Here is a 20,632-nt window from a genome sequence, read left to right as displayed (position 1 = left end):
CTACGGCAATGGCCAAACCGCTCAATCGAGATGAGCGGTTTGGCCCGTAAAACCGCCTGTCAAAGCGCTTCGGGGTGATTGCCCAGTGCTGCGCGCGTCAGTTGCACAACCAGCCTGCGTACCGCCTCATCAAATTCGCGCTGGACCTGCGCGGCGGCGCTTTCATCGGTGGCCTCCTCCAGCCGGTCCCAGAAAGGCGCTTTGACCTCCGCGAACCTAGCGGCATGACGACGTTCCAGGTAGGCCACCCAGAAGTCCCGCTGGCTGACGAACGCCACCAGCGCCTCGGTTCTGGACGCCCATCTGACCGAGGCCGCCGCGTTGGCAAGCCGCTGCTGGTTGATTTTGGCCAACGGCTGGAATTGCATGGTTTTGGGTTGACCGGGGAGTTTCAGCGTTCGTGCCAACCCTACTCTGTAAGCCAGGTTCACCTCGATGGCGTCCACACGCTCAGACGCTTGCGTGTCCGCCTGCGCCTGGGTGTAGCCTCGACTGCGCAGCAAGTCGGCCTCCAGTGTGGTCTGGCGCTCGATTTCGGCCTGTGCGATGGCCTCCACCCGCTCCAGCCGGAACAACCCCGTAGCCAGCTCGAGCAAAGCCTGTTCCTCACCCGCCTCGCCCCCTGCGCGCATGGCCTGAGCCAGCATCACCCGGACCTCCAGGCGGCTGAAACACGAGATCATCCGGTCCACGCAGCCTCGCGCAGCAGCCAGTTCGAACAGGTCGGTACGCAAACTGCTGTCGCCGTTGGCGGCCTCGATCATGGACCACACCCTGGATGCCAGGCTCTGCGGCTGCTGCCGGTAATCGCTGGTTTCACTCAGCAAGGTGAGTAACCGGAAGAACTCGTCGCTGCGCTCGTAGGCCCTAAGCGTATCCCAGTGTCGAGTGCTGGCCGCCATTGCAGCGGGCTCCACGAATGCCAACCAGCGTTGCCGCGACTGCATGAAGGGGTCTGTGGGCGGCAGCACCGGCAGCCGCATGGGGTCAGGTGCCACCAGACGGTCACGGTCGGCGACAGGCAGCGCGTTGTTGTCAAGCAACAGCGCCCGACGTAACTGCAACGGCGCCCGGAACAACGCTTCAGGTAATTGGGAGATCTGATTGTCGCGCAGGTCCACGATTTCCAGTCGCCCGCTGCGCACCACGCCCACTGGCACTGCCGTCAAGTTGGCCCGACGCAAGCTCAGCACACGCAAGTGGGATAAACCAGCGAGCCGAAGGCTTATTGCACCCAACGGGTTGAAGCTCAAGTTCAGCTCTTGCAACAGAACCATGCTGCCCAAGGTACGGACGCTTGCTTCGGTCAAGTTAAGGCGGTTGTGCGACAACCCCAGGCTGGTCAGTTGCGGCAAATCATCAATACCGACAGGTAGCTCGGTCAGCTGGTTATCGAAGAGATCAAGGCGACGTAAGCGGCTGAAACAATGCAGGAAGCCCCGCGGCAAAGACTCGATTCGCAACCCTGCCAAAACCAGTTCGGTGACATGCATGAAGTTCGTCCCCTCGGGCAGAACTGGCAGGTTACCAATATCTGCGCCAACCAGGCTGAAACGGTTGACTGCCTGATGTGCAGCCTCAGCCTGCCCATCGGGTACTTGCAAACGCCAACAGCGACGGAACGTGTCGGCCGCCTGTCGGCGCACCTCGCGCAAGCGGCCTTGCGGGGCGTCTCTCATCCAGTCGTCCAACGCCTGATCAAGCGCCAGATACTCGCGATACTGCGCAATGATGACAGCGTACGCCGACTCAGGTCGTTGCAGCAGGAGCGTCACGTACTCCTCCAGCTCTTGCGCATCGAGTGACGGGTACAACGTGCCCACCGCTTCGTAAAGGTCACGACGCAGGGGCTCGCGTAGGCCATCACGTCCGTTGAGCAGATAGCCAAAGCGGCCATCGGGCAGCCGACGCAAAGGGTTGTGCGGCACGTCGATCGCGCGCCAGCCCATCAACTCAAGCTGTGCCTCGCGGGTGGCAGGCAACCAGCTGCGCAGTGCATTGGCCATTTGTGCACGGGCCTGCGCACCGTCCCATGTCAGGCGCGCAAGATCATCCCGGGCCAAATGCCTGGCCAGCACCTCGGTCAGGTCTTCAGGGTCATCCAGGTGCACATTCTGCTCGCGCCCTTGCAGGTCGTAGCACTTGAAGACGCCTTCACGCCTTACCAGCACCGTGGTGACGTGTTGCGGGTCAGCCTGGGGATTCAACCTCGCCAGCACACGGCCAACGTCCGAGCCTTCACGCAACTGGATGTCGGACGCAGCCGAGAGCCGGGCATGCTTGCGCAAAAGGGCAAAGACTAATGCAACCGTGTCGGGGTGGTAACTGGCCTTGAGAAACAAACCTTCGCGCATCCGCGTCAGCCGTGCCACCTGCAACAGTTCGCGGGCCCGCTCGGCAATCGCCAGCGGTATGCGCTGTTCACTGAGCATGCGGTCGCGCTGCCCTTCGTTTGCCACTTTGAGCACTTCGAGGGCGTAGGCATCTGGCAGGCCTTTGAAGTCCCGCCGCATCAAAGGCAACACGTCATCGGCAGGCAGATAACGATGGGAGCAGAAGTCAAACAATGGCCCGCGCAAGCGGGCCGTTTGCTCGATAACCGTCAAGACCTGCTCGGCTCGGGGCAAGGCAGCAAGCTTGAGGGTGTCGGTGCAAAACAGAAACAGCTCCGCGTCATCGACCCGGCCTTGGGTCAATTGGTCGAAAAAAGCCTCAACGCGTGCATCTGCAGCGAAACGTTCAAGGGTATCGCGCAATTGCACCGGCAGCGTACGCCTCTCCACCAGCAGGCCGCGCAAGTGCTCCTGGTCGATATCGGCAACCTTGAGGATGTGCCCGACACGTGAGTCATCCAGCGCTTGTGCTTGTGGCCAGAGGCGGCTCAGCAACAGCTTTTCCCCCGCCCAATCCAGAGGGTTTTCGGTGACCATCAACCCGAGCCGTGGCATGCCCGCATCATTCAGTACCGGCACGCGCCGGTCGAGCCTTGCACTGCGCGTGAAGCCCTTCGCGATCAACGAGGTACCCGCCACCAGGGCCGCACTGATCACCACGGTCTCGACCACACCCATCAGGTGCTCAATGGCTTCGTGCTGGTGCTCCAACTGCCAGTCCCGCACACCCTCGCAGAACTCGCCCAGCGTTTGCGCCACCAGGTCAGCCACCAGCAACGCACCGATCACCGGCACGAACAGCCCGGCCAGGTTGAGCAGGCTCGTGCCCGCCGAGGCCAATGCCTGCCAGTGCTCGGCACTGACACGCGCATCGATCTGCGCGGTGGGCACCGCCAGAAGCCGGGCATCACCACGAATACGTTCGGCGTGCAGATTGGCCAAGGCCTGAAACACATTCACATCGATCGGTACACACTCGCATGTCGCATCAGGCCTGGTGTCTTCCAGGCGTTTGTGCAAGGTTTCAAGAAAGGCTGGGCGGTCTGCAAGGGCAATACGTTGGACGAACGCCTTTTGGCAGGCAGGTTTTTGTAACCATGTGCCCAAAGCCAGGCTGGCATCTCGCCAGCTGGCAAAGGCGTGCAGTGATCGCCCTGGCGCGCCAGGCAAGTAAAGGATTACGCGCCGCACCCCGAACGGAGATGTATTTGGGGCCGGTATCCGCAGCGCCTGAACCTCAAAAGCCATCGCGCCTTCCACAGGTGCGTCCAACGTCTTCAACCAACCTGCGACCAGCCTGAGCCCGGCAAGGTTGGTCACCGGATGATCGTCGACGCAACAGCGCAGCAGCGCCAGCTCATCGCTCAGCAATTGCCCCTGCAAGGCCGCCAACTCGATGGCCAAGCGCAGTTGCTGGCGTTTGTCTTCTGCCAGCGTGGCCAGGCAGTCTGTGTTCAACACGCTGTTCAGGTGCTGTTGATACTGCTGGCCAACATCGAGCGTGCGACAGGCCTCAACCAACCGCGCGCTATCTGCCGAAAGTACCTGGTCCGAGTGCTCCGCTGCAGGTTCGGCTGGATAGACCAGGCCGGTGAGCGGGAAAAAGGTTTCATTACGTTTGAAGTTCTGCAGAAGTTTCTGCAGCCCAGGGAGGCGGACGAAATAGCGCTCGTGTCGCGTAGGGCCAGCTTCATTGGCCTCCAGGCGACGACGTTCCTCGCGCCACTGAACAGTGTCAATTGCGATGTCCTGGGCCAATGTCACCCGCAACTGCGCTTGCAGGCGTGTGCTGGCGAAGGTATCCAACGGTTCGAGCCCGGCAAGTGCGTGCTGAACGGCTTGCTGGCTCTGAACGTGCTGCTGAAAGCAACTGCGCAGGGTTTTCAGTTGCTCATGGCTCAGGTTTTTTAGCCAGCCAGGCAGTAGCTGGGTGATGAAGGCGTCTGTGGCTTGCTCGCGTAGCGGGTCTGTTTTCAGCTCAGTCATGGTTGCACCGCAGATGGTCAATGAACACCTACAGTGCAATCACCTGGATACCTTGCAGAATCGGGAAAACCGATCCCGGGTGTCAGCCCTGCCGCGCAAAGGCGGACCTCAGTTCAAACCGGGTCAGCATCATCCTGTGTTGGTGCAACGCCATCTCCAGCGTCAATGCAAACTCTTGCAGGGCGGCGGCGCGCACCTGGAGTGTCGCCCGAGGGTTGCCTTGAGTAAAACGCGCAATGCGGTCTCGGTTATCTGCCTCGATAGCTTGAAAACCCTGTGGGTATCGATGTGCCAGGTACAACTGCCAAAAGCCGCGACGGCTGAGGTCGTCGACAAACCCTTCGGTGGCCTCCCAGTGGATGATGGCCCTCTCGACGGCCCTGACCTGAGCCTCGCTGACGCCCAACTGCTCTGCCGCATGCAGGGTCTGCGGCTGGCCTGGCAGGCTCAGCGCTTCGCGCAGGCTGACGCGGTAGAAGAGCCCAAGCTCAGCGACACTGATGTCACCTTCATAAGGGGGCTGGCGGCCTGAGGCAAGCGCACGTCCGTTGGCCAAGGCACGCGCCTGGTTCACCTGCTCGGCGGTCTCTCGCGCCATCGTTTCCAGCAGGTCCAGACGATACAGCCCACGCCCTAACGCGATGTGTGCTTGCACCTGCCGGTACTGCCTGTAGTTGCTTTCGGCCTGAACCTGTAACAGGCGTAACTGCATGCGGCTAAACGTGTCGGCTATCCGGTTGGGCAAGGCCGGCATTTCAGCCGCTTGTTCAAACACGACCAGACGCAACGATGCATCAGTCTGCAAAGCAACGATCAGACTCCAGACCTGCTCGCCAAGATACGCCCGCGCCCGAGCGTAATCGGCGACAGCATCAAGCCGCCCCAGAAACTGGAAGAACGGCGAACTGCCTCGGCTACCTGCCACGCTGTCCCAGCTCAAGCCATGTTCGAAGCGCTGCGAGGCAGGCAGTACTTCAAGCCACAGCGCGCGACTGGGCGTGTGGTCCATTTCCGGCCCGGCTTCGTCAATCGTCTCCAACGCATACAGCGCCATCACTTGCTGGCTGCGCAACGGGTTTCCTTCGACCAGAAATGCCTGGCGCAACGCTTGCGACATGTTCAACGTTTCGGGCGGAATATGGCTTAGCTGATTGTCTCGCAGGTCCACCATTTGCAAGCGCGGGCAACGTTCGATGTGCACGGGCCATTCGCTCAAGCGGCAATGCCGCAGGCTCAGGCTGAGCAATTGCGCAAGCCCCGACACACTGAATTGCGTTGCGCCCAATGGGTTGTAGCTCAAATCAAGGCGGGTTAGCCCAGGCAGGCGCGTCAGTGCCTCGACGGCGGCCGCGTTCAGGCGGATCAGGTTGCGTGCAAGGCGCAAGGATTGCAGGCCAGGCATGCGGGCGATGCCTGGCGGGATACTCAACAAGCGATTACCGCTCAGGTTCAGGGCGCGCACGTGAGGGAAACCGTGCAAAAAGTCATCGGCCACCAGAGTGAGCGCGGTATCGCTGATGGTCATCAGTGTCACATGAGTGAACACCACATGCTCTGGCAGAGCAGGCAACGTCGCCAGTTCACTGAACCCCAGGGTCATCCGCAACCCACCGGGCTCGCCCCCCACCTGCACTACCCGCTCCCCCTGACCACGCCAGGCTGCCAGCAGGCATTCCGCCAGCCGTTGTCGGTTACCGCGACGGGCGTCGCGCAGTTCTGAGGATACCCACAGGTTCAACGCACGGTTCAAATCCAGATGTTCTTGCTGTAGCGACGCCAGCATGGCGAAGGGCATGTCATCCCCTTGCAACAGGCGCTCCAGCGCCTGGTTCAACTGGTTGTCATCCAGCCCCGGGAAAAGCCTGCGCAACCCTTCGAGCAGGGTTTGCCTGGGATTGGGCGCAGCTGCTGCGCCGCGCCCACTCAATGGATAACCCACACGCCCGTCGGCAAAGCGTTGCCCAGGGTCGAACCCACCGGACTGCACAGGCCACCCCAGCCATTCGGCACACGCCTGCCGCGTGGCCGGCAGCTGGGCACACAGCAAATGGCGCAGTTCAACGGCGCTGTCGCCTGGCCGCATGCCCATGGCTTGCGCCTGTTCGGGCGACAACACCGCGCAGATCGCCTCGAAGATCGTGGTCGGCGCATCACCTGGCAACTGTATGGGCTGCCGTTGCCCATCGAACACCTTGAAAAGCCTGCCATCACGCACGAGTATGCGGTCTGCCACACGCCCTTCAGCGCCGACTGCTGCCAGCAAGCGCCCTTGCGCTGTACCGTCACGCACTTGCAGGCTCAAGTCTCGAGGCAGGCCGGGCAGCTGGCGTAGCACAGCGATCGCCAGCTCGTCAGTCTGACTGTAACTGCTGCTACCGAGAAAGAAGCCCTCCACGGCATGGGCCAGCCGAGCGCTGCGCAACAGGGCCTGTGCCCGGGTCGCCTGTGCCAGCGGCAGGCGCTGTTGCCGATAGGCGAGTTCATGCGTGGCCTCGTCAACGCCATCGAGCACTTCCGGGATATAGGCTTTTGGCAACCCGGGGAAATCACGCTTCACTAGCGTGGCCATGGACGAACCGGGCTCGGGCGCATGCGCAAAGTGCTCGAACAGGCGCCAACGCAACAATGGCATCTGCTGAACGATATTGGCGAAAAGCCCGGCCTCGCCCTGCGCGTCACCCACCGCGAGCCTGCACCAATGCAGCAATTGTTCTTCACCGGGCGTCACGCTGCCGCGTTCAAGGTGGCTGATGAACACGTCGATCCGGGCGTCCACCTCGAAACGCCGCAAGGTGTCGGCCAGATTGGCAGGTGCCGGGCGGTTCTCCACCACCAAGCCACGCAACTGGTCACGGCCCATGCCTGCCACATACAGCACCTGCTCTGCCCGTTGTGCGTCGATGGGCGGGTCTTGTGGCCACAGGCAATCAAGCATGCGGGCACTGTCATTCCACTCCAGTGGCCGATCGGTCATCAGGCGCCAGCCACGCTGGCCGTTGTGCAGCACCACAGGCCCATAGGCGTCATCGCGAAGCGGGTGCCGAAGCCGCCAAGGGCCTTGCGGGTCTGGCCGGTGCACCTCGTAGTAGCGTGATTGCACACGCATCCAGCGGCGCTCGCCTGGGCCATACAGGCCATCGGCTTGCAGGTGCGGGTTATCCGGCAACCCCTCGTATGGCCTCAAATCGTAGGCCCATAACCGCTTGCGACCATCCCCCAGGGCAATGGGCTCAAGCGCATCGACGAATGCACTGCGCAGCGCAACCACGCCCGCCACGGTAGCGCCTGTCACCGCTACCGACCGGGCCACCCTCAGCATATGCTCGAGCGCCTCATGCTGATGGCCTTCAGACCAGTCCGCGACACCTTCGAATACCGCCGAAAGGGTCTGCACCACAAATTGCCCAAGCAACAATGCACCCACCACCGGGACGAACAGCCCGGCGACATTGCTCAACCCCATCCCCACCGCTGCCCACGCCTGAAGCCTTAGCCGCGCCTTCGCCTCGTCGATATCGGCAGTGGGCACCAGCACCAGCCGCGCATCTCCCTTCACCTGCTGCACCTGCAACCTGGCCAGCGTCATGAACGCGTCGGCGGCGATAGCGCTGCGCCTCAATTGCAGATCGGGTTGCCGGTCTTTCAGCCGAGCATCCAGTACCGTCATGAAAGCCGCGCGGTCTTTGAGGTTGACCTGAGCGAGCAGGCTCTGCCGGAAGTCAGGCTGTCGTAATGCCTCGACCCACTGGCACTGCATATCTTCCAATGAAGTGAAGCGCCTCAATGCCTGATGAGGGTCGTTTGGCAAATACAGCAGGAGGCCTTCGGCGGTGCGCCCTTGCGCAGGCAGTTCGACCAGTAACGCATTGGGCAGCGTATGCCCCAACAGCGCCAACAGCCCGACGCCTTGCGGCAAAGGTTGGTCAACGGTATCGGGTAGATGCTGCGCCACTTGCCGCAAGGCGATCAGTTCCCTGGCAGTAAAAGTGCCCCTGAGTGCGGCAACTTCAACCGCTAGCAGGAACCCACTGCGCTTATCTTCGGCCAGGTGCGCGAGGTTGTTGTCGTTGAAAACCTCATCAAGCTTGTCCTGATAAAGCTTGCCCACGTCCAGCTGACGGCAACGCTCGATAAAGGTGCTATCGCCTTCGACCAGCACCTGATGACTCCCCTGCAACCCCAGGCCATTGCCCTTTATGTAACCGCTACCCGCGGCGAAGCCTTGCATCAATTTCGACAATGCAGGTTCGTAGGTATAGCGGTACGTGGCGGCGACAGCGGGGGGTACTACAGCCAGGATCTCGGCATGCTCGGTTATCCAGGCTAAATCCGCCACCGTCGTACCGGCTGGCACACTACTGCCCAGCAGTGTCTGAAAATGCCTGACGGCAAAGGCACTCAAATCCAGTACGTCGCCCGTTGCCGTGCGCAGTAGCGCCTGGCGCTGCTGGTGCACCTTGAACTGGTCGTGCAGCTTCTTTATCTGCCCTTCAGAGGCACGGCCGAGCCACGCCGGCAGTTGGTGCTTGATGAAGTCATCGGTAGCGGTCAAAAGCCGGTCTTGAACAACAGGCGTTGGTTGCGCGGCAACAGGGTCGATGGGCATGGCGGTTCCATTCTCTGGGCGGAAAAAGTGCCATGCTTGTGCTTGAGGCTCTCTGTAAGCAGCTGGAAACGGTTCGGTGGTTACAGCACCGGCACTTCATTCATGCTCGCCACGCGCCAGCGTCAACGCACGATAGTGCCCAGGGTTGCAACCGAACCACTTGCGAAAAGCCTTGTAGAACGAACTGCTGTCGGCAAACCCCAGCCGCTCGGCGATTTCACCCATGGCCACGTCTTCCCGGCTTAGCCAGGCGATCGCCAGCTCCCGGCGTACGCTGTCCTTCAACCCTTGGTAGTTCTGCCCTTCTTCTGCCAGGCGCCGGCGCAGGGTCGACGGCGACAGGCACAGCTGCCGTGCCAGGCCGTCAGCATCGGGCCAGTCACCCGGCGTCAAACGCAACAGATCGGTGCGGATACGCCGCCCCAGGCTGGCCGGGTCACGGTACTTGACCAGGATATTGCCCGGGGCCTCGGCAAGAAACCGTTGCAACTCCTCATCACTACGGCGCAGCGGCAGGTCCAGGCATTCGGCGGCGATGATCATGCGCGTACGCGGGCGTTCGAACTGCAGGTTCTCCGAAAACATCACCCGGTAATCGTCGCAAAACGGCGGCTCGGCGCAACGCAGGTCGATGGCCAGGATCGGAATACGCCGCCCGGCCAGCCAGCAGGCCACGCCATGCACGATCATCCAGAAGGTGAAATAGGTGAACGCACGCCGGGGCTCGTCACGCGGTTCATTGATGACGATCTCGGCCAGGCCTTGCTGGCGCACCAGGCTGGGCTGCAGGTTTTCAAGCATCAACGACAGGAACGCCAGCGCGGTTTCCAGCCCCGCGCCCAAGGTCGGCTGGCCCATGCTGGCACGGCACATGAAGGCCAGGCTGCCGCTGCGCAGGCCGCGTGGGTCCATGGCGAAGAACTCGTCGTTGCAGCGCCGCGCCAGCAAGCGCCACAGCCTGGCATAGGACTCGGCGCTGACCCGTGCCGCAGGCAGGTGCAGGTGCTCGACCGCTATGCCAGCCCGGGCCAGCAAGCCGCTGTCGGGCTCACCCGCCGGGCAGGTCTGCAACAGCGCTTCGCGCACCAGTTGCATGGAAATGGTGTCTTTTTCGCTCATCGACGGTCCTGTCGAGTGGTTGCCGGCCATCTTAGGCCGCCCCGCAGAAAACAGCCATCACAGCCCCCCGGCTGCCAGGCGCAGAAATGCCTGGATCAGGCGCAGTTCGCGACGACGTTCCAGGCAGCCAATCAGGTGCTGGTTGACCAGGCCCTCGCCGGCCAACGGCCGTGCGACCACCCGTGGATCGTTGGCCACCTCGGTGGATGAAACAACGCCAATACCCAGCTGGGAGGCTACCGCCTCCGTTACCGCCTCACGGCTGTCCAGTTCCAGCAATACACGCGGTTGCACGCCCGAATCGATACAGGCTTTGTCGAAGGTACGCCGCGTGGTGGAGCTGGGTTCGCGCAGCACCATGATCTGCTGGTGCAATTCGGCCAGGGGCAAGTCGCCGTCACCGCCAGCCCAGGCATGCCCTGCGGGTAACAGGGCGCACAAGCGTGATTCGCACAGGTTCTGCAGATACAGGCCCTTGCGCGGCTCGATCTCGGTCAACACTGCCACGTCGGCGTGTTCGGACAACAGCGCAGCCAGCGTTTCCTGGGCATTGCCCAGCCGCAAGTTGACCGTGATGCCGGGGTAGCGCTCGCGCAGTTGCGCCAGCATGGGCATGACCCGATGCGGGCCATCGGCTGCCACCTCCAGGCGCCCGGTCAGCAACTGCCGGTTGGCTTCAAGCATGGCCTGTGCTTCTTCAGCCAGGCCGAACATGGCGCGGGTGATGGCAGCCAGGCGAGTGCCCTCCTCGGTCAACTCCACCCGCCGTGCGGTACGCCGCAGCAGGGTGATCTGGTAGTGCTCCTCCAGCGCCTTGACGTGCCCGGTCACGGCCGGCTGGCTGATGAACAGCCGCTCGGCGGCACGGGTAAAGCTGCCCTCACGGGCCACGGCGTCGAAGGCGCGGAGCTGGAACAGGTTCATTTCTATCGGCCTGACTTATAGCTGAGATAACAACAAACAATTTGATTGATGACAGCGTGAATTGCAACCTAGGCCCCGTAGTTTCAGCCCACCGCTTGTGAGGAATAACGGAATGAGCAACGCCCCGATTCTGCTGACCCCCGGTCCCCTGACCACATCAATCCGCACCCGCCAAGCCATGCTGGTGGACTGGGGCTCCTGGGACCGCGATTTCAACCAACTGACGGCCAGCGTGTGCGAGCAACTGCTGGCGATCATCGACGGCAGCGCCAGCCACCACTGCGTGCCCCTGCAAGGCAGCGGCACCTTCGCCGTGGAAGCGGCCATCGGCACCCTGGTGCCACGCGATGGCAAGGTTCTGGTGCTGATCAACGGCGCTTACGGCCAGCGTCTGGCGAAAATCTGCAAAGTGCTGGGCCGCACGTACAGCACCTTCGAAACCGCCGAAGACCAGCCAACTACCGCCGCTGATGTCGACCGCCTGCTGGCTGCCGACCCGGCCGTGACCCATGTGGCATTGATCCACTGCGAAACCAGCACAGGCATCCTCAACCCGCTGCCCGAGATCGCCCAGGTCATCAAACGCCACGGCAAACGCCTGATCATCGATGCCATGAGCTCGTTCGGCGCCTTGCCAATCGACGCCCGCGAAATCCCCTTCGAAGCACTGATCGCCGCCTCCGGCAAGTGCCTGGAAGGCGTACCCGGCATGGGCTTCGTCTTCGCCGAAAAAGCAGCCCTAGCCGCCGCCGAAGGCAATGCCCACTCGCTGGCCATGGACCTTCACGACCAGCACGCCTACATGGCCAAGACCGGCCAGTGGCGCTTCACACCGCCCACCCACGTGGTCGCGGCCCTGCATGAAGCACTGCAGCAATACAATGAGGAAGGCGGCCTGCCGGCCCGCCACCAGCGCTACGCCGACAACTGCAAGACCCTGCTCGACGGCATGGCTGCCATCGGCCTGCGCAGCTTCCTGCCAGCCGAGATCCAGGCGCCGATCATTGTCACGTTCCATGCACCCAACGATGCCCGCTACCAGTTCAAAGACTTCTACGAGCGGGTCAAGGCCAAGGGTTTCATCCTTTACCCGGGCAAGCTGACCCAGGTCGAAACCTTCCGCGTCGGTTGCATCGGCGTGGTCGGAGCAGACGGCATGCAAGCCGCCGTGAATGCCGTGGCCCAAGTGCTGCGGGAAATGGAAGTGCTGGACATCTGACCCCTTTGCCCACCCGAATTCAGGAATTAGCGCACATGAACTACAGCAACCCTACCCAGCTGCAAGCCGCCATCCTCGACTGGGCCGGCACCGTGGTCGACTTCGGCTCCTTCGCGCCGACCCAGATCTTCGTCGAGGCGTTCGCCGAATTCGACGTGCAAGTGACCATCGAGGAAGCCCGAGGCCCGATGGGCATGGGCAAATGGGACCACATCCGCACCCTGTGCGATGTACCGGAAATTGCCGAGCGCTACCGCAAGGTGTTCGGCCGCACCCCCACCGACGATGATGTCACCGCCATCTACAACCGCTTCATGCCGCTGCAGATCGAGAAGATCGCCGTGCACTCGGCGCTGATCCCTGGCGCCCTGGAAACCTTGACCGGCCTGCGCCAGGACGGCCTGAAGATCGGCTCCTGCTCGGGTTACCCGAAAGTGGTGATGGACAAGGTGGTGGAGCTGGCCGCGCAGAATGGCTACGTGGCCGACCACGTGGTAGCCACCGATGAAACCCCGAACGGGCGCCCTTGGCCAGCCCAGGCTTTGGCCAACGTGATTGCCCTAGGCATCGACGACGTAGCAGCCTGCGTGAAGGTGGACGACACCGTGCCGGGCATTCTCGAAGGCCGCCGCGCCGGCATGTGGACCGTGGCCCTGGTGTGCTCGGGCAATGCCCTGGGGTTGACCTGGGAAGGCTACCGGGCACTGAGCGCCGAGAAGCTGGAAAGCGAGCGCACGCGCATCCACGCACTGTTCGCAGGCTCCCGCCCGCACTACCTGATCGACACCATCAACGAGCTGCCTGAAGTGATTGCCGACATCAACCGGCGCCTGGCCAAGGGCGAGATGCCGCAGGCCTCCTGAGCCAGCGACCGGGGCCGCTTTGCGGCCCCCCCTCATTGCGGCAACTGCACCTGCGGTTTGGTCGAGGCAAAGATTGCCCAGCTGGACACGAACAGCGCCGCAATCAATGGCCCGATCACGAAGCCGTTGAGCCCGAACACTGCCAGCCCACCCAGCGTCGACACCAGAATCAGGTAGTCTGGCATGCGCGTGTCCTTGCCCACCAGGATCGGCCGCAGCAGGTTGTCCACCAGGCCGATCACCAGCACACCGAATGCGGTCAGGATCACCCCCGGCAATATGGCCCCGGTCAGCAGGAAATACGCTGCCACCGGCGCCCAGACGATGCCAGCGCCCACTGCCGGCAGCAGCGACAGAAACGCCATCAGCACCGCCCACACCAACGCACTGGGGATATCCAGCACCCAGAAGATGAAGCCGCCCAGCGCCCCTTGGGTAATGGCCACCAGCACGTTGCCTTTCACCGTTGCCCGCACCACCCGGTTGAATTTCAGCTGCAAACGGCGCTTCTGGTGTTCGGGCAGTGGCACGGCCAGGCGCACACGGCGGGCCACCTCGGCGCCTTCTCTCAGGAAGAAGAACAGCAGGTACATCATGATGCCAAAGCTGATCACGAACTCGAACGTACCCTGACCGAAGCTGAACGCCTGGCTGGCCAAAACCTGGCTACCCTGGGTTGCCCACTTGGTGATTTTTTCGCGCAACCCGTCGAGGTTGCCCATGCCCATTTGGTCCAGGCCATGCTGGGCGAACGCCGGGAGCATGTCCTTGCCGCGCTCGACGTAACCGGCGATGTCCAGTTGCCCGCTTTCGATACGCTGGTACAGCGTGGCCCCCTCCTGCACCAACAGCGCACTGGTGATGATCACCGGCAGGATCGCCACCAGCAGGCACACCAGCGTCGTGGTGGCAGCGGCCAGGTTGCGCCTGCGCCCAAAGCGGATCAGCAGGTGCCGCTGCAGCGGGGCAAACAGAATGCCCAGTATCACCGCCCAGAAGATCGCACCGTAGTACGGCAGCAATATCCAGAAAAAGGCGATGGTCACCAGCGCCAAAAGTACGGCCAGGGCTTTGTTCTGTAGCGCAGCTTCGTTCATCGCAGGTCCTCGAATGGCTTCTGGGATATTAGTGCGCGCCGCTTGGGTAAAAGTGCCACCACTCCCTTGATGTAAATCAATACGTGTATTTTCCGCCGGCTATAGCATCCGCGCCTTTTGCCCCGGTGCGCACATGAACCCGACCGCCAAGCCCGAACTGCTGGCCCCCGCCGGCACCCTCAAGACCATGCGCTATGCCTTTGCCTACGGTGCCGACGCGGTCTATGCAGGCCAGCCGCGCTACAGCTTGCGGGTGCGTAACAATGAGTTCGACCATGCCAACCTGGCGCTGGGCATCCAGGAAGCCCATGCACTGGGCAAGCGTTTCTACGTGGTGGTCAACATTGCCCCGCACAACGCCAAGCTCAAGACCTTCCTCAAAGACCTGGCGCCCGTGATCGACATGGCGCCGGATGCGCTGATCATGTCCGACCCCGGCCTGATCATGCTGGTGCGCCAGCACTTCCCGCAGATGCCGGTGCACCTGTCGGTGCAGGCCAATACGGTCAACTGGGCCAGCGTGCAGTTCTGGCAGCAACTGGGCCTGAGCCGGGTCATCCTGTCACGCGAGCTGTCGCTCGAAGAAATCGAGGAAATCCGCCAGCAGGTGCCGGGCATGGAGTTGGAGGTGTTCGTCCACGGCGCCCTGTGCATGGCCTACTCCGGCCGTTGCCTGCTGTCGGGCTACCTCAACAAGCGTGACGCCAACCAGGGCACCTGCACCAACGCCTGCCGCTGGAAGTACGACGCCACGCCGGCCACCGAGAACGCCACCGGCGACATCGTGCGCGAAGTGCAGCCCACCCTTGGCCTGGGCGCCCCGACCGAGCAGGTGTTCCTGCTGCAGGAAAGCAACCGCCCCGGCACTGAAATGCCCGCCTTCGAGGATGAACACGGCACCTACATCATGAACGCCAAGGACCTGCGTGCCATCCAGCACGTCGAGCGCCTGGCCACCATGGGCGTGCATTCGCTGAAAATCGAAGGGCGCACCAAGTCGCACTTCTACTGTGCCCGCGCGGTGCAGTCGTATCGCCAGGCCATCGACGACGCGGTGGCCGGGCGGCCGTTCGACCGCACCTTGATGGGTAACCTGGAGTCCCTTGCGCAACGGGGCTATACCGAAGGGTTCCTGCGCCGCCACGTACACGATGAGTACCAGAACTACCAGCGAGGTAATTCGGTCTCGGAGCGCCAGCAGTTCGTTGGCGAGCTGACCGGCGTGCGTGTCGATGGCCTGGCCGAGGTCAAGGTGAAGAACCGCTTCGCCGTGGGCGACCACCTGGAGCTGATGACCCCGCGCGGCAACTACCACTTCGACCTGCACCGCCTGTGCAACCGCCAGCAGCAGGCCATCGAGGTGGCGCCGGGAGATGGCCATGTGGTGTACCTGCCCATTCCGGAGCAGGTCGCGCTCGAGCATGCCCTGCTGATGCGCGACCTCGGTGCCGACGAGGCAGCAAGCTGACAGTACTGTAACGTGCAACTCAGCGGCCAGCCGCTTACGCTATGCTGCTGAACCAATGCTGGAAGGAGTGCTTTACCATGCTGCGCAAACACCTGCTGACCCTGGGGCTGCTGGCCATCACCGGCCTGGCCCAGGCCGCCGAGACCATCGATGTCTACCGTGACCCCAACTGCGGCTGCTGCAAGGCCTGGATCAGCCACCTGCGTGACAACGGTTTCACCGTCAATGACCACGTCGAGCCGAACATGAGCGCGGTGAAGCAACGCCTGGGCGTGGCACCGCGCCTGGCGTCGTGCCACACGGGGGTGATCGACGGCAAGTTCGTCGAAGGCCACGTACCGGCCGAGCAGGTACGCCTGCTGGCCAAACGCAATGACCTCAAGGGCCTGGCCGTACCGGGCATGCCCATGGGTTCGCCAGGCATGGAAATGGGTGACCACAAGGACGCCTACCAGGTTATCGGCGTGACCCAGGATGGCCAGGACACCGTGGTCGCCACCTACTGATGCTCAGCCTGTGGGCGCTGTTTCTCAGCGCCTTTGGCGCCGCCACCCTGCTGCCGCTGCAATCGGAGGCCGTGCTGGTCGGCCTGTTGCTGCGCCAGCCCGAGGCCTGGGCGACCCTGCTGCTGGTGGCCACCTTGGGCAACGTGCTGGGCTCGGTGGTGAACTGGCTGTTGGGCCGGGCCATCGAGCACCTGCGCGACAAGCGCTGGTTCCCGTTCAGCGCTGCCCAGCTGGCGCGTGCGCAGCAGCGCTACCAGCGCTGGGGCCAGTGGTCGCTGTTGCTCAGCTGGATGCCAGTGATCGGTGACCCGCTGACGCTGATCGCCGGGATCATGCGCGAGCCGTTCTGGCGCTTTCTGCTGCTGGTCACCCTGGCCAAGGCTGGCCGCTATGCGGTGCTGGCGATGATTACCCTGGGCTGGTTTCACGCCGGCTAACACTGAACCCGTGAGGTGGGGCCGCTTTGCGGCCCTTGTACCATTCAACCAAAGCGCTGCAGTTGCATCTCCTGCAGGCGGCTGAGGGTTCGTTGGTAGGGAAACGCCAGATACCCCTGCGTATACAACGCTTCAAGCGGCACCTGCGCCTCCAGGTACAACGCCACCCGGCGGTCGTAGCACTCGTCGACCAGGGCAATGAAGCGGCGCACGGCGTCGTCCTTGGGCGACAGTGCCGGCAGCTCGCGATCACCGGCCACCACCCGTGCAGCAGCATCTTCAGTGCCACGGGCAATGCGCCCGGCCCGCTGCTCGCCACCCAGCGCAGGAATGCCCGACACCAGGACGGCGGGATAACGATCGCACAGGGCCATGAACTCCATGGCTGCCAGCGGTTGCTCACACAGGTCGGTGAAACTGCACCAGATCACCTGCTCGCTGCGCCGCACGACTTGAATGTGCCTGGAGCCAATAACCAAGGGCTGATCAGTGCCGGCGTCATCCGGGCTAAGCTGGCGGAACACCTCGGCCAACTGGCTGGTCTGCCCCACCTCGGCCACCCAATAGCGCTGCCGCGCTGCACCAGGGTGCAGGCGGTGGTCCTGTTCGCCCGCCACTGGCAGTACCTGCATATGCCGCTGGATAGCGGCGATGGCCGGCAGGAACCGCTCGCGGTTGAAGCCGTCGCGGTAAAGCTGCTCGGGTGGCTGGTTGGAGGTGGCGACGATCACCACGCCCTGGTCGAACAGCACCTGAAACAGGCGGCCGAGGATGATCGCATCACCGATGTCGTTGACGAACAGTTCGTCGAAGCAGAGCACGCGGATCTGCCCGGCCAGCTCCCGGGCCAACGCCAGCAGCGGGTCGGCAGTGCCGTTGAGCTGGAACAGGCGCTGATGCACCCAGCCCATGAAGTGGTGGAAGTGCTGGCGCCGGCTGGGGATGCGCAGACAGCGGTGGAACTGGTCCATCAGCCAGGTCTTGCCACGGCCAACCGGGCCCCAAAGGTAGATGCCCTGGGTAGAGCGGCTGTGTTCGACTGCCTGGAAACAGGCTTGCAAGGCATCGACGGCACGGGCCTGTGCAGGGTCTGCGACATAGCCCTGAGTGGTCAGGGCTTGCTGGTAGAGGGATTGGGGATCTATGGCCATAACGAATTCTACACGGCTAACGCTATCCGTGTAGGAGCGGCCTTGTGTCGCGAAAGGGTCGCAAAGCGGCCCCGGCGATATCGGCGTGATGCACATAATCTGGGGGCGCTTCGCCCCCCTTTCGCGACACAAGGCCGCTCCTACAGGGATCGCGTCAGTTGGCCAGGCCTACCTTCAGCAACGCGCCATCCTTGTCATCGGTCAGCACATACACGTAGCCATCCGGCCCCACCCGCACATCGCGGATTCGGGCCTTCAGGTCCCCCAGCAGGCGCTCTTCATGCACCACCTTGTCGCCGTCCAGCTGCAAGCGAATCAGCTCCTGGGATGCCAGCGCACCAATGAACAGGTTGTGGTCCCAGGCCTTGAACGTCGGGCTGTCGTAGAACGCCATGCCGCTGATGCCAGGCGACTTCTCCCACACATGGTGTGGGTCGACCATGCCGTCCACATGCTTGCCCTTGGCCTCGGGGATCGGCAGCAACGAGTAGTTGATGCCGTGGGTCGCAATCGGCCAGCCGTAGTTCTTGCCGGGCTCGGGGATGTTGATTTCGTCGCCACCTCGCGGGCCGTGCTCGTGGGTCCACAGCTTGCCGGTCCATGGGTTGAGCGCGGCGCCTTGCTGGTTGCGGTGGCCGAACGACCAGATTTCCGGTCGCACGTTGTCCTTGCCTACAAAGGGGTTGTCCTTGGGCACTTCACCATCGGGAAGGATGCGCACGATCTTGCCCTGCAGCTTGTCCAGGTCCTGGGCAGTGGGGCGCTGGTTGTTCTCGCCCAGGGCGATGAACAGGTAGCCGTTGCGGTCGAAGACCAGGCGCGAGCCGAAGTGATTACCCACCGACAGCTTGGGCTGCTGGCGGAAGATCACGCTGAAGTTTTCCAGCCGGGCCCGGTCTTCGGACAGCTGGCCACGGCCGACCGCGGTGCCGGCCTTACCGTCACTGCCCTCTTCGGCGAAGGACAGGTACACGGTGCGATCCTTGTCGAATGCGGGCGACAGCACCACATCCAGCAGGCCACCCTGCCCCTCGGCCCAGACCTTGGGCACACCGCTGATGGGCGGGCCGACCTTGCCTTCGGCGTTGACCAGCCGCAAATTGCCGGCACGCTCGGTCACCAGCATGTCCTTGCCGCCCGGCAAAAATGCCAATGCCCAAGGGTTGCGCAGGCCGTCGGCCAGGGTACTGACTGTCAAGGTGCCTTCTTCACTGCGAAACTGTTGCTCGGCCGCCGCCTGTGCCAACAGGGGCATGAGTGCGGCGGCGGTCACGGTGACCAGCCAGGTTGCTCTGGGCATGCAGGATTCCTTTCGTAGGGGCTTATGGCGCACGCGTGCTGTCGCGCGGTGGCCGGGTGGGTTCCAGGTTCGGGGTTTGCTGCTGGCGGCGCAGGTTGTCGCCATTGCCAATGCCCCGGTTGTCCAGGCTGGGCGTGCGTTGGTACGGGTCGGTGGACGGGCCACGCACGGGCGGCGTGGCGGGCATGCTGCCTTGGCGGCTGTTGGGGTTGGCGCGCTGGATCGGGCTGTTGTAGGGGTTGTTGTTACCGGCAGCGAGCTGCAACGGTGGCTGCGGAGCAGCGTGCGCAGGCAGGCACAAGGCCAGGCCAAGCGCCAGGATGGGCAATGACGGGTTCATGCTTCACCTCCTGTACGAAAATGCCGCGCCTGGGGATTTTGATAGCCTAAGGCGCGAGGGGTTCGCGGCAAAAGTGTGAATGCGGGTGGAGTTGATTCCTGATGTTTCAGTATGGACCTTGGGGCTGCCATGCAGCCCTTTCGCGACGCAAGGCCGCTGCCACAAAGGCCCTGCATGCACCGAGCGATGCGGGAGCGGCCTTGTGTCGCGAAAGGGCCGCAAAGCGGCCCCCGATTACTGGCCTTTGTCTACCTTGTGCCGCGCCGCATACAAGCACAGCATCTCCATCGCCAACGTCGCCCCGGCCAATGCGGTGATGTCGGCATGGTCATAGGCCGGCGCCACCTCCACTAGGTCCATGCCCACCAGGTTGATGCCGCGCAGCCCGCCCAGAATCTCCAGCGCCTGCACCGTGCTCAGCCCGCCACACACTGGCGTACCTGTGCCAGGCGCATAAGCCGGGTCGAGGCAGTCGATATCGAACGTGAGGTACACCGGCCGGTCGCCCACCCGCTGACGAATCGCCGCAATGATCGCCTCGGTGCCCTGGCGGTGTACCTGCCGGGCATCCAGGATGGCAAAGCCCTGGCTGTCGTCGTTGGTGGTGCGCAGGCCGATCTGCACCGAGCTGCCTGGGTCTACCAGGCCTTCACGGGCGGCATGCCAGAACATGGTGCCATGGTCGATTCGCTTGCCCTCCTCGTCCGGCCAGGTATCGCTGTGGGCATCGAAATGAATCAGCGCCAGCGGGCCATGGCGGCGAGCGTGAGCCTTGAGCAGCGGGTAGCTGATGAAGTGGTCACCGCCCAAGGTGAGCATGGCGCAACCCGCCTGCAGGATGAGCTCGGCATGGGCCTCGATGCTGTCCGGCACCGACTGCGGCGTGCCACTGTCGAAGGCGCAGTCGCCGTAGTCGATCACTGCCAGGTGGTCGAACGGGTCGAACGCCCACGGCCAGTGCCGGGCCCAGGCCTGCTGCACCGAGGCGGCGCGGATCGCTCGCGGGCCAAAGCGTGCGCTAGGGCGGTTGCTGGTGGCGGTATCGAACGGCACACCGCTGACGACCACATCCACACCACGCAGGTCGCGGCTGTAGCGGCGGCGGGAGAAACTGGTAATGCCGGCGTAGGTACTTTCTGCGGCAGTGCCGTACAGGCTGTCGCGGGTCATCGCCTGGTCATTGCTTGCGGCTTGGTCCACGGTCGGGCTCCTGGGTTGTTATG

General features: G+C 63.2%; 14 protein-coding genes. 5 read left to right on the top strand and 9 right to left on the bottom strand.

The window, feature by feature from the left end; genetic code table 11:
• Positions 1–59: 59 nt before the first annotated feature.
• The 4 genes from QQ992_RS09055 to QQ992_RS09040 all read right to left on the bottom strand — a co-directional run bounded on the left by QQ992_RS09055 (position 60) and on the right by QQ992_RS09040 (position 11,028).
• Positions 60–4,379 (bottom strand): NEL-type E3 ubiquitin ligase domain-containing protein, encoded by a 4,320-nt coding sequence (locus QQ992_RS09055; protein WP_286113105.1) that lies wholly within the window; start codon positions 4,377–4,379, stop codon positions 60–62.
• A gap of 82 nt (positions 4,380–4,461) precedes the next feature.
• Positions 4,462–8,985 carry an NEL-type E3 ubiquitin ligase domain-containing protein gene (locus tag QQ992_RS09050; protein WP_286113103.1) on the bottom strand — a complete coding sequence of 1,508 codons (4,524 nt, stop codon included), beginning with the start codon at positions 8,983–8,985 and terminating at the stop codon, positions 4,462–4,464.
• 96 nt (positions 8,986–9,081) lie between these two features.
• Positions 9,082–10,104, bottom strand: coding sequence for an AraC family transcriptional regulator (locus tag QQ992_RS09045; protein ID WP_286113101.1), 1,023 nt, complete (start codon positions 10,102–10,104; stop codon positions 9,082–9,084).
• A gap of 57 nt (positions 10,105–10,161) precedes the next feature.
• Positions 10,162–11,028 (bottom strand): LysR substrate-binding domain-containing protein, encoded by an 867-nt coding sequence (locus tag QQ992_RS09040; RefSeq protein WP_119370707.1) that lies wholly within the window; start codon positions 11,026–11,028, stop codon positions 10,162–10,164.
• 112 nt (positions 11,029–11,140) lie between these two features.
• Here QQ992_RS09040 and QQ992_RS09035 point away from each other — a divergent pair, with 112 nt between their 5' ends.
• Both QQ992_RS09035 and phnX read left to right on the top strand, forming a co-directional pair.
• Positions 11,141–12,247, top strand: a complete 1,107-nt coding sequence (locus tag QQ992_RS09035) for a 2-aminoethylphosphonate--pyruvate transaminase (RefSeq protein ID WP_105945155.1) — start codon at positions 11,141–11,143, stop codon at positions 12,245–12,247.
• Between the two features lie 35 nt (positions 12,248–12,282).
• Positions 12,283–13,110 (top strand): phosphonoacetaldehyde hydrolase, encoded by an 828-nt coding sequence (phnX, locus tag QQ992_RS09030; RefSeq protein WP_286113099.1) that lies wholly within the window; start codon positions 12,283–12,285, stop codon positions 13,108–13,110.
• Between the two features lie 32 nt (positions 13,111–13,142).
• On the opposite strand, the gene QQ992_RS09025 is transcribed toward phnX, so the two are convergent.
• Positions 13,143–14,207 carry an AI-2E family transporter gene (locus tag QQ992_RS09025; protein WP_198753061.1) on the bottom strand — a complete coding sequence of 355 codons (1,065 nt, stop codon included), beginning with the start codon at positions 14,205–14,207 and terminating at the stop codon, positions 13,143–13,145.
• Between the two features lie 133 nt (positions 14,208–14,340).
• Here QQ992_RS09025 and trhP point away from each other — a divergent pair, with 133 nt between their 5' ends.
• From trhP to QQ992_RS09010, 3 genes are all read left to right on the top strand, one after another.
• Positions 14,341–15,675 (top strand): prephenate-dependent tRNA uridine(34) hydroxylase TrhP, encoded by a 1,335-nt coding sequence (gene trhP / locus QQ992_RS09020; protein WP_060500503.1) that lies wholly within the window; start codon positions 14,341–14,343, stop codon positions 15,673–15,675.
• A 77-nt stretch (positions 15,676–15,752) separates the two neighbouring features.
• The gene (locus QQ992_RS09015) at positions 15,753–16,181 is read left to right on the top strand and encodes a DUF411 domain-containing protein (RefSeq protein ID WP_105945158.1); all 429 of its coding nucleotides are present in this window, start codon (positions 15,753–15,755) and stop codon (positions 16,179–16,181) included.
• Positions 16,181–16,618, top strand: coding sequence for a YqaA family protein (locus QQ992_RS09010; protein ID WP_286113096.1), 438 nt, complete (start codon positions 16,181–16,183; stop codon positions 16,616–16,618). The genes QQ992_RS09015 and QQ992_RS09010 overlap by 1 nt, the downstream gene beginning before the upstream one ends.
• Positions 16,619–16,662: 44 nt before the next feature.
• Here the strand turns inward: QQ992_RS09010 and zapE are convergent, their stop codons facing one another.
• From zapE to speB, 4 genes are all read right to left on the bottom strand, one after another.
• Positions 16,663–17,769 carry a cell division protein ZapE gene (gene zapE / locus QQ992_RS09005; protein ID WP_286113095.1) on the bottom strand — a complete coding sequence of 369 codons (1,107 nt, stop codon included), beginning with the start codon at positions 17,767–17,769 and terminating at the stop codon, positions 16,663–16,665.
• Between the two features lie 154 nt (positions 17,770–17,923).
• Positions 17,924–19,069, bottom strand: a complete 1,146-nt coding sequence (locus QQ992_RS09000) for a PQQ-dependent sugar dehydrogenase (protein ID WP_286113093.1) — start codon at positions 19,067–19,069, stop codon at positions 17,924–17,926.
• A 22-nt stretch (positions 19,070–19,091) separates the two neighbouring features.
• Positions 19,092–19,409 (bottom strand): hypothetical protein, encoded by a 318-nt coding sequence (locus QQ992_RS08995; protein WP_016714964.1) that lies wholly within the window; start codon positions 19,407–19,409, stop codon positions 19,092–19,094.
• A gap of 234 nt (positions 19,410–19,643) precedes the next feature.
• The gene (speB, locus tag QQ992_RS08990) at positions 19,644–20,609 is read right to left on the bottom strand and encodes an agmatinase (RefSeq protein ID WP_286113090.1); all 966 of its coding nucleotides are present in this window, start codon (positions 20,607–20,609) and stop codon (positions 19,644–19,646) included.
• Positions 20,610–20,632: the final 23 nt, after the last annotated feature.

It is taken from the genome of Pseudomonas kurunegalensis (genome assembly GCF_030291635.1).
Lineage (GTDB): Bacteria > Pseudomonadota > Gammaproteobacteria > Pseudomonadales > Pseudomonadaceae > Aquipseudomonas > Aquipseudomonas monteilii.
The sequence above is the reverse complement of the archived record's forward strand: the minus strand, read 5'-3'. Positions and strand labels throughout refer to the sequence as shown.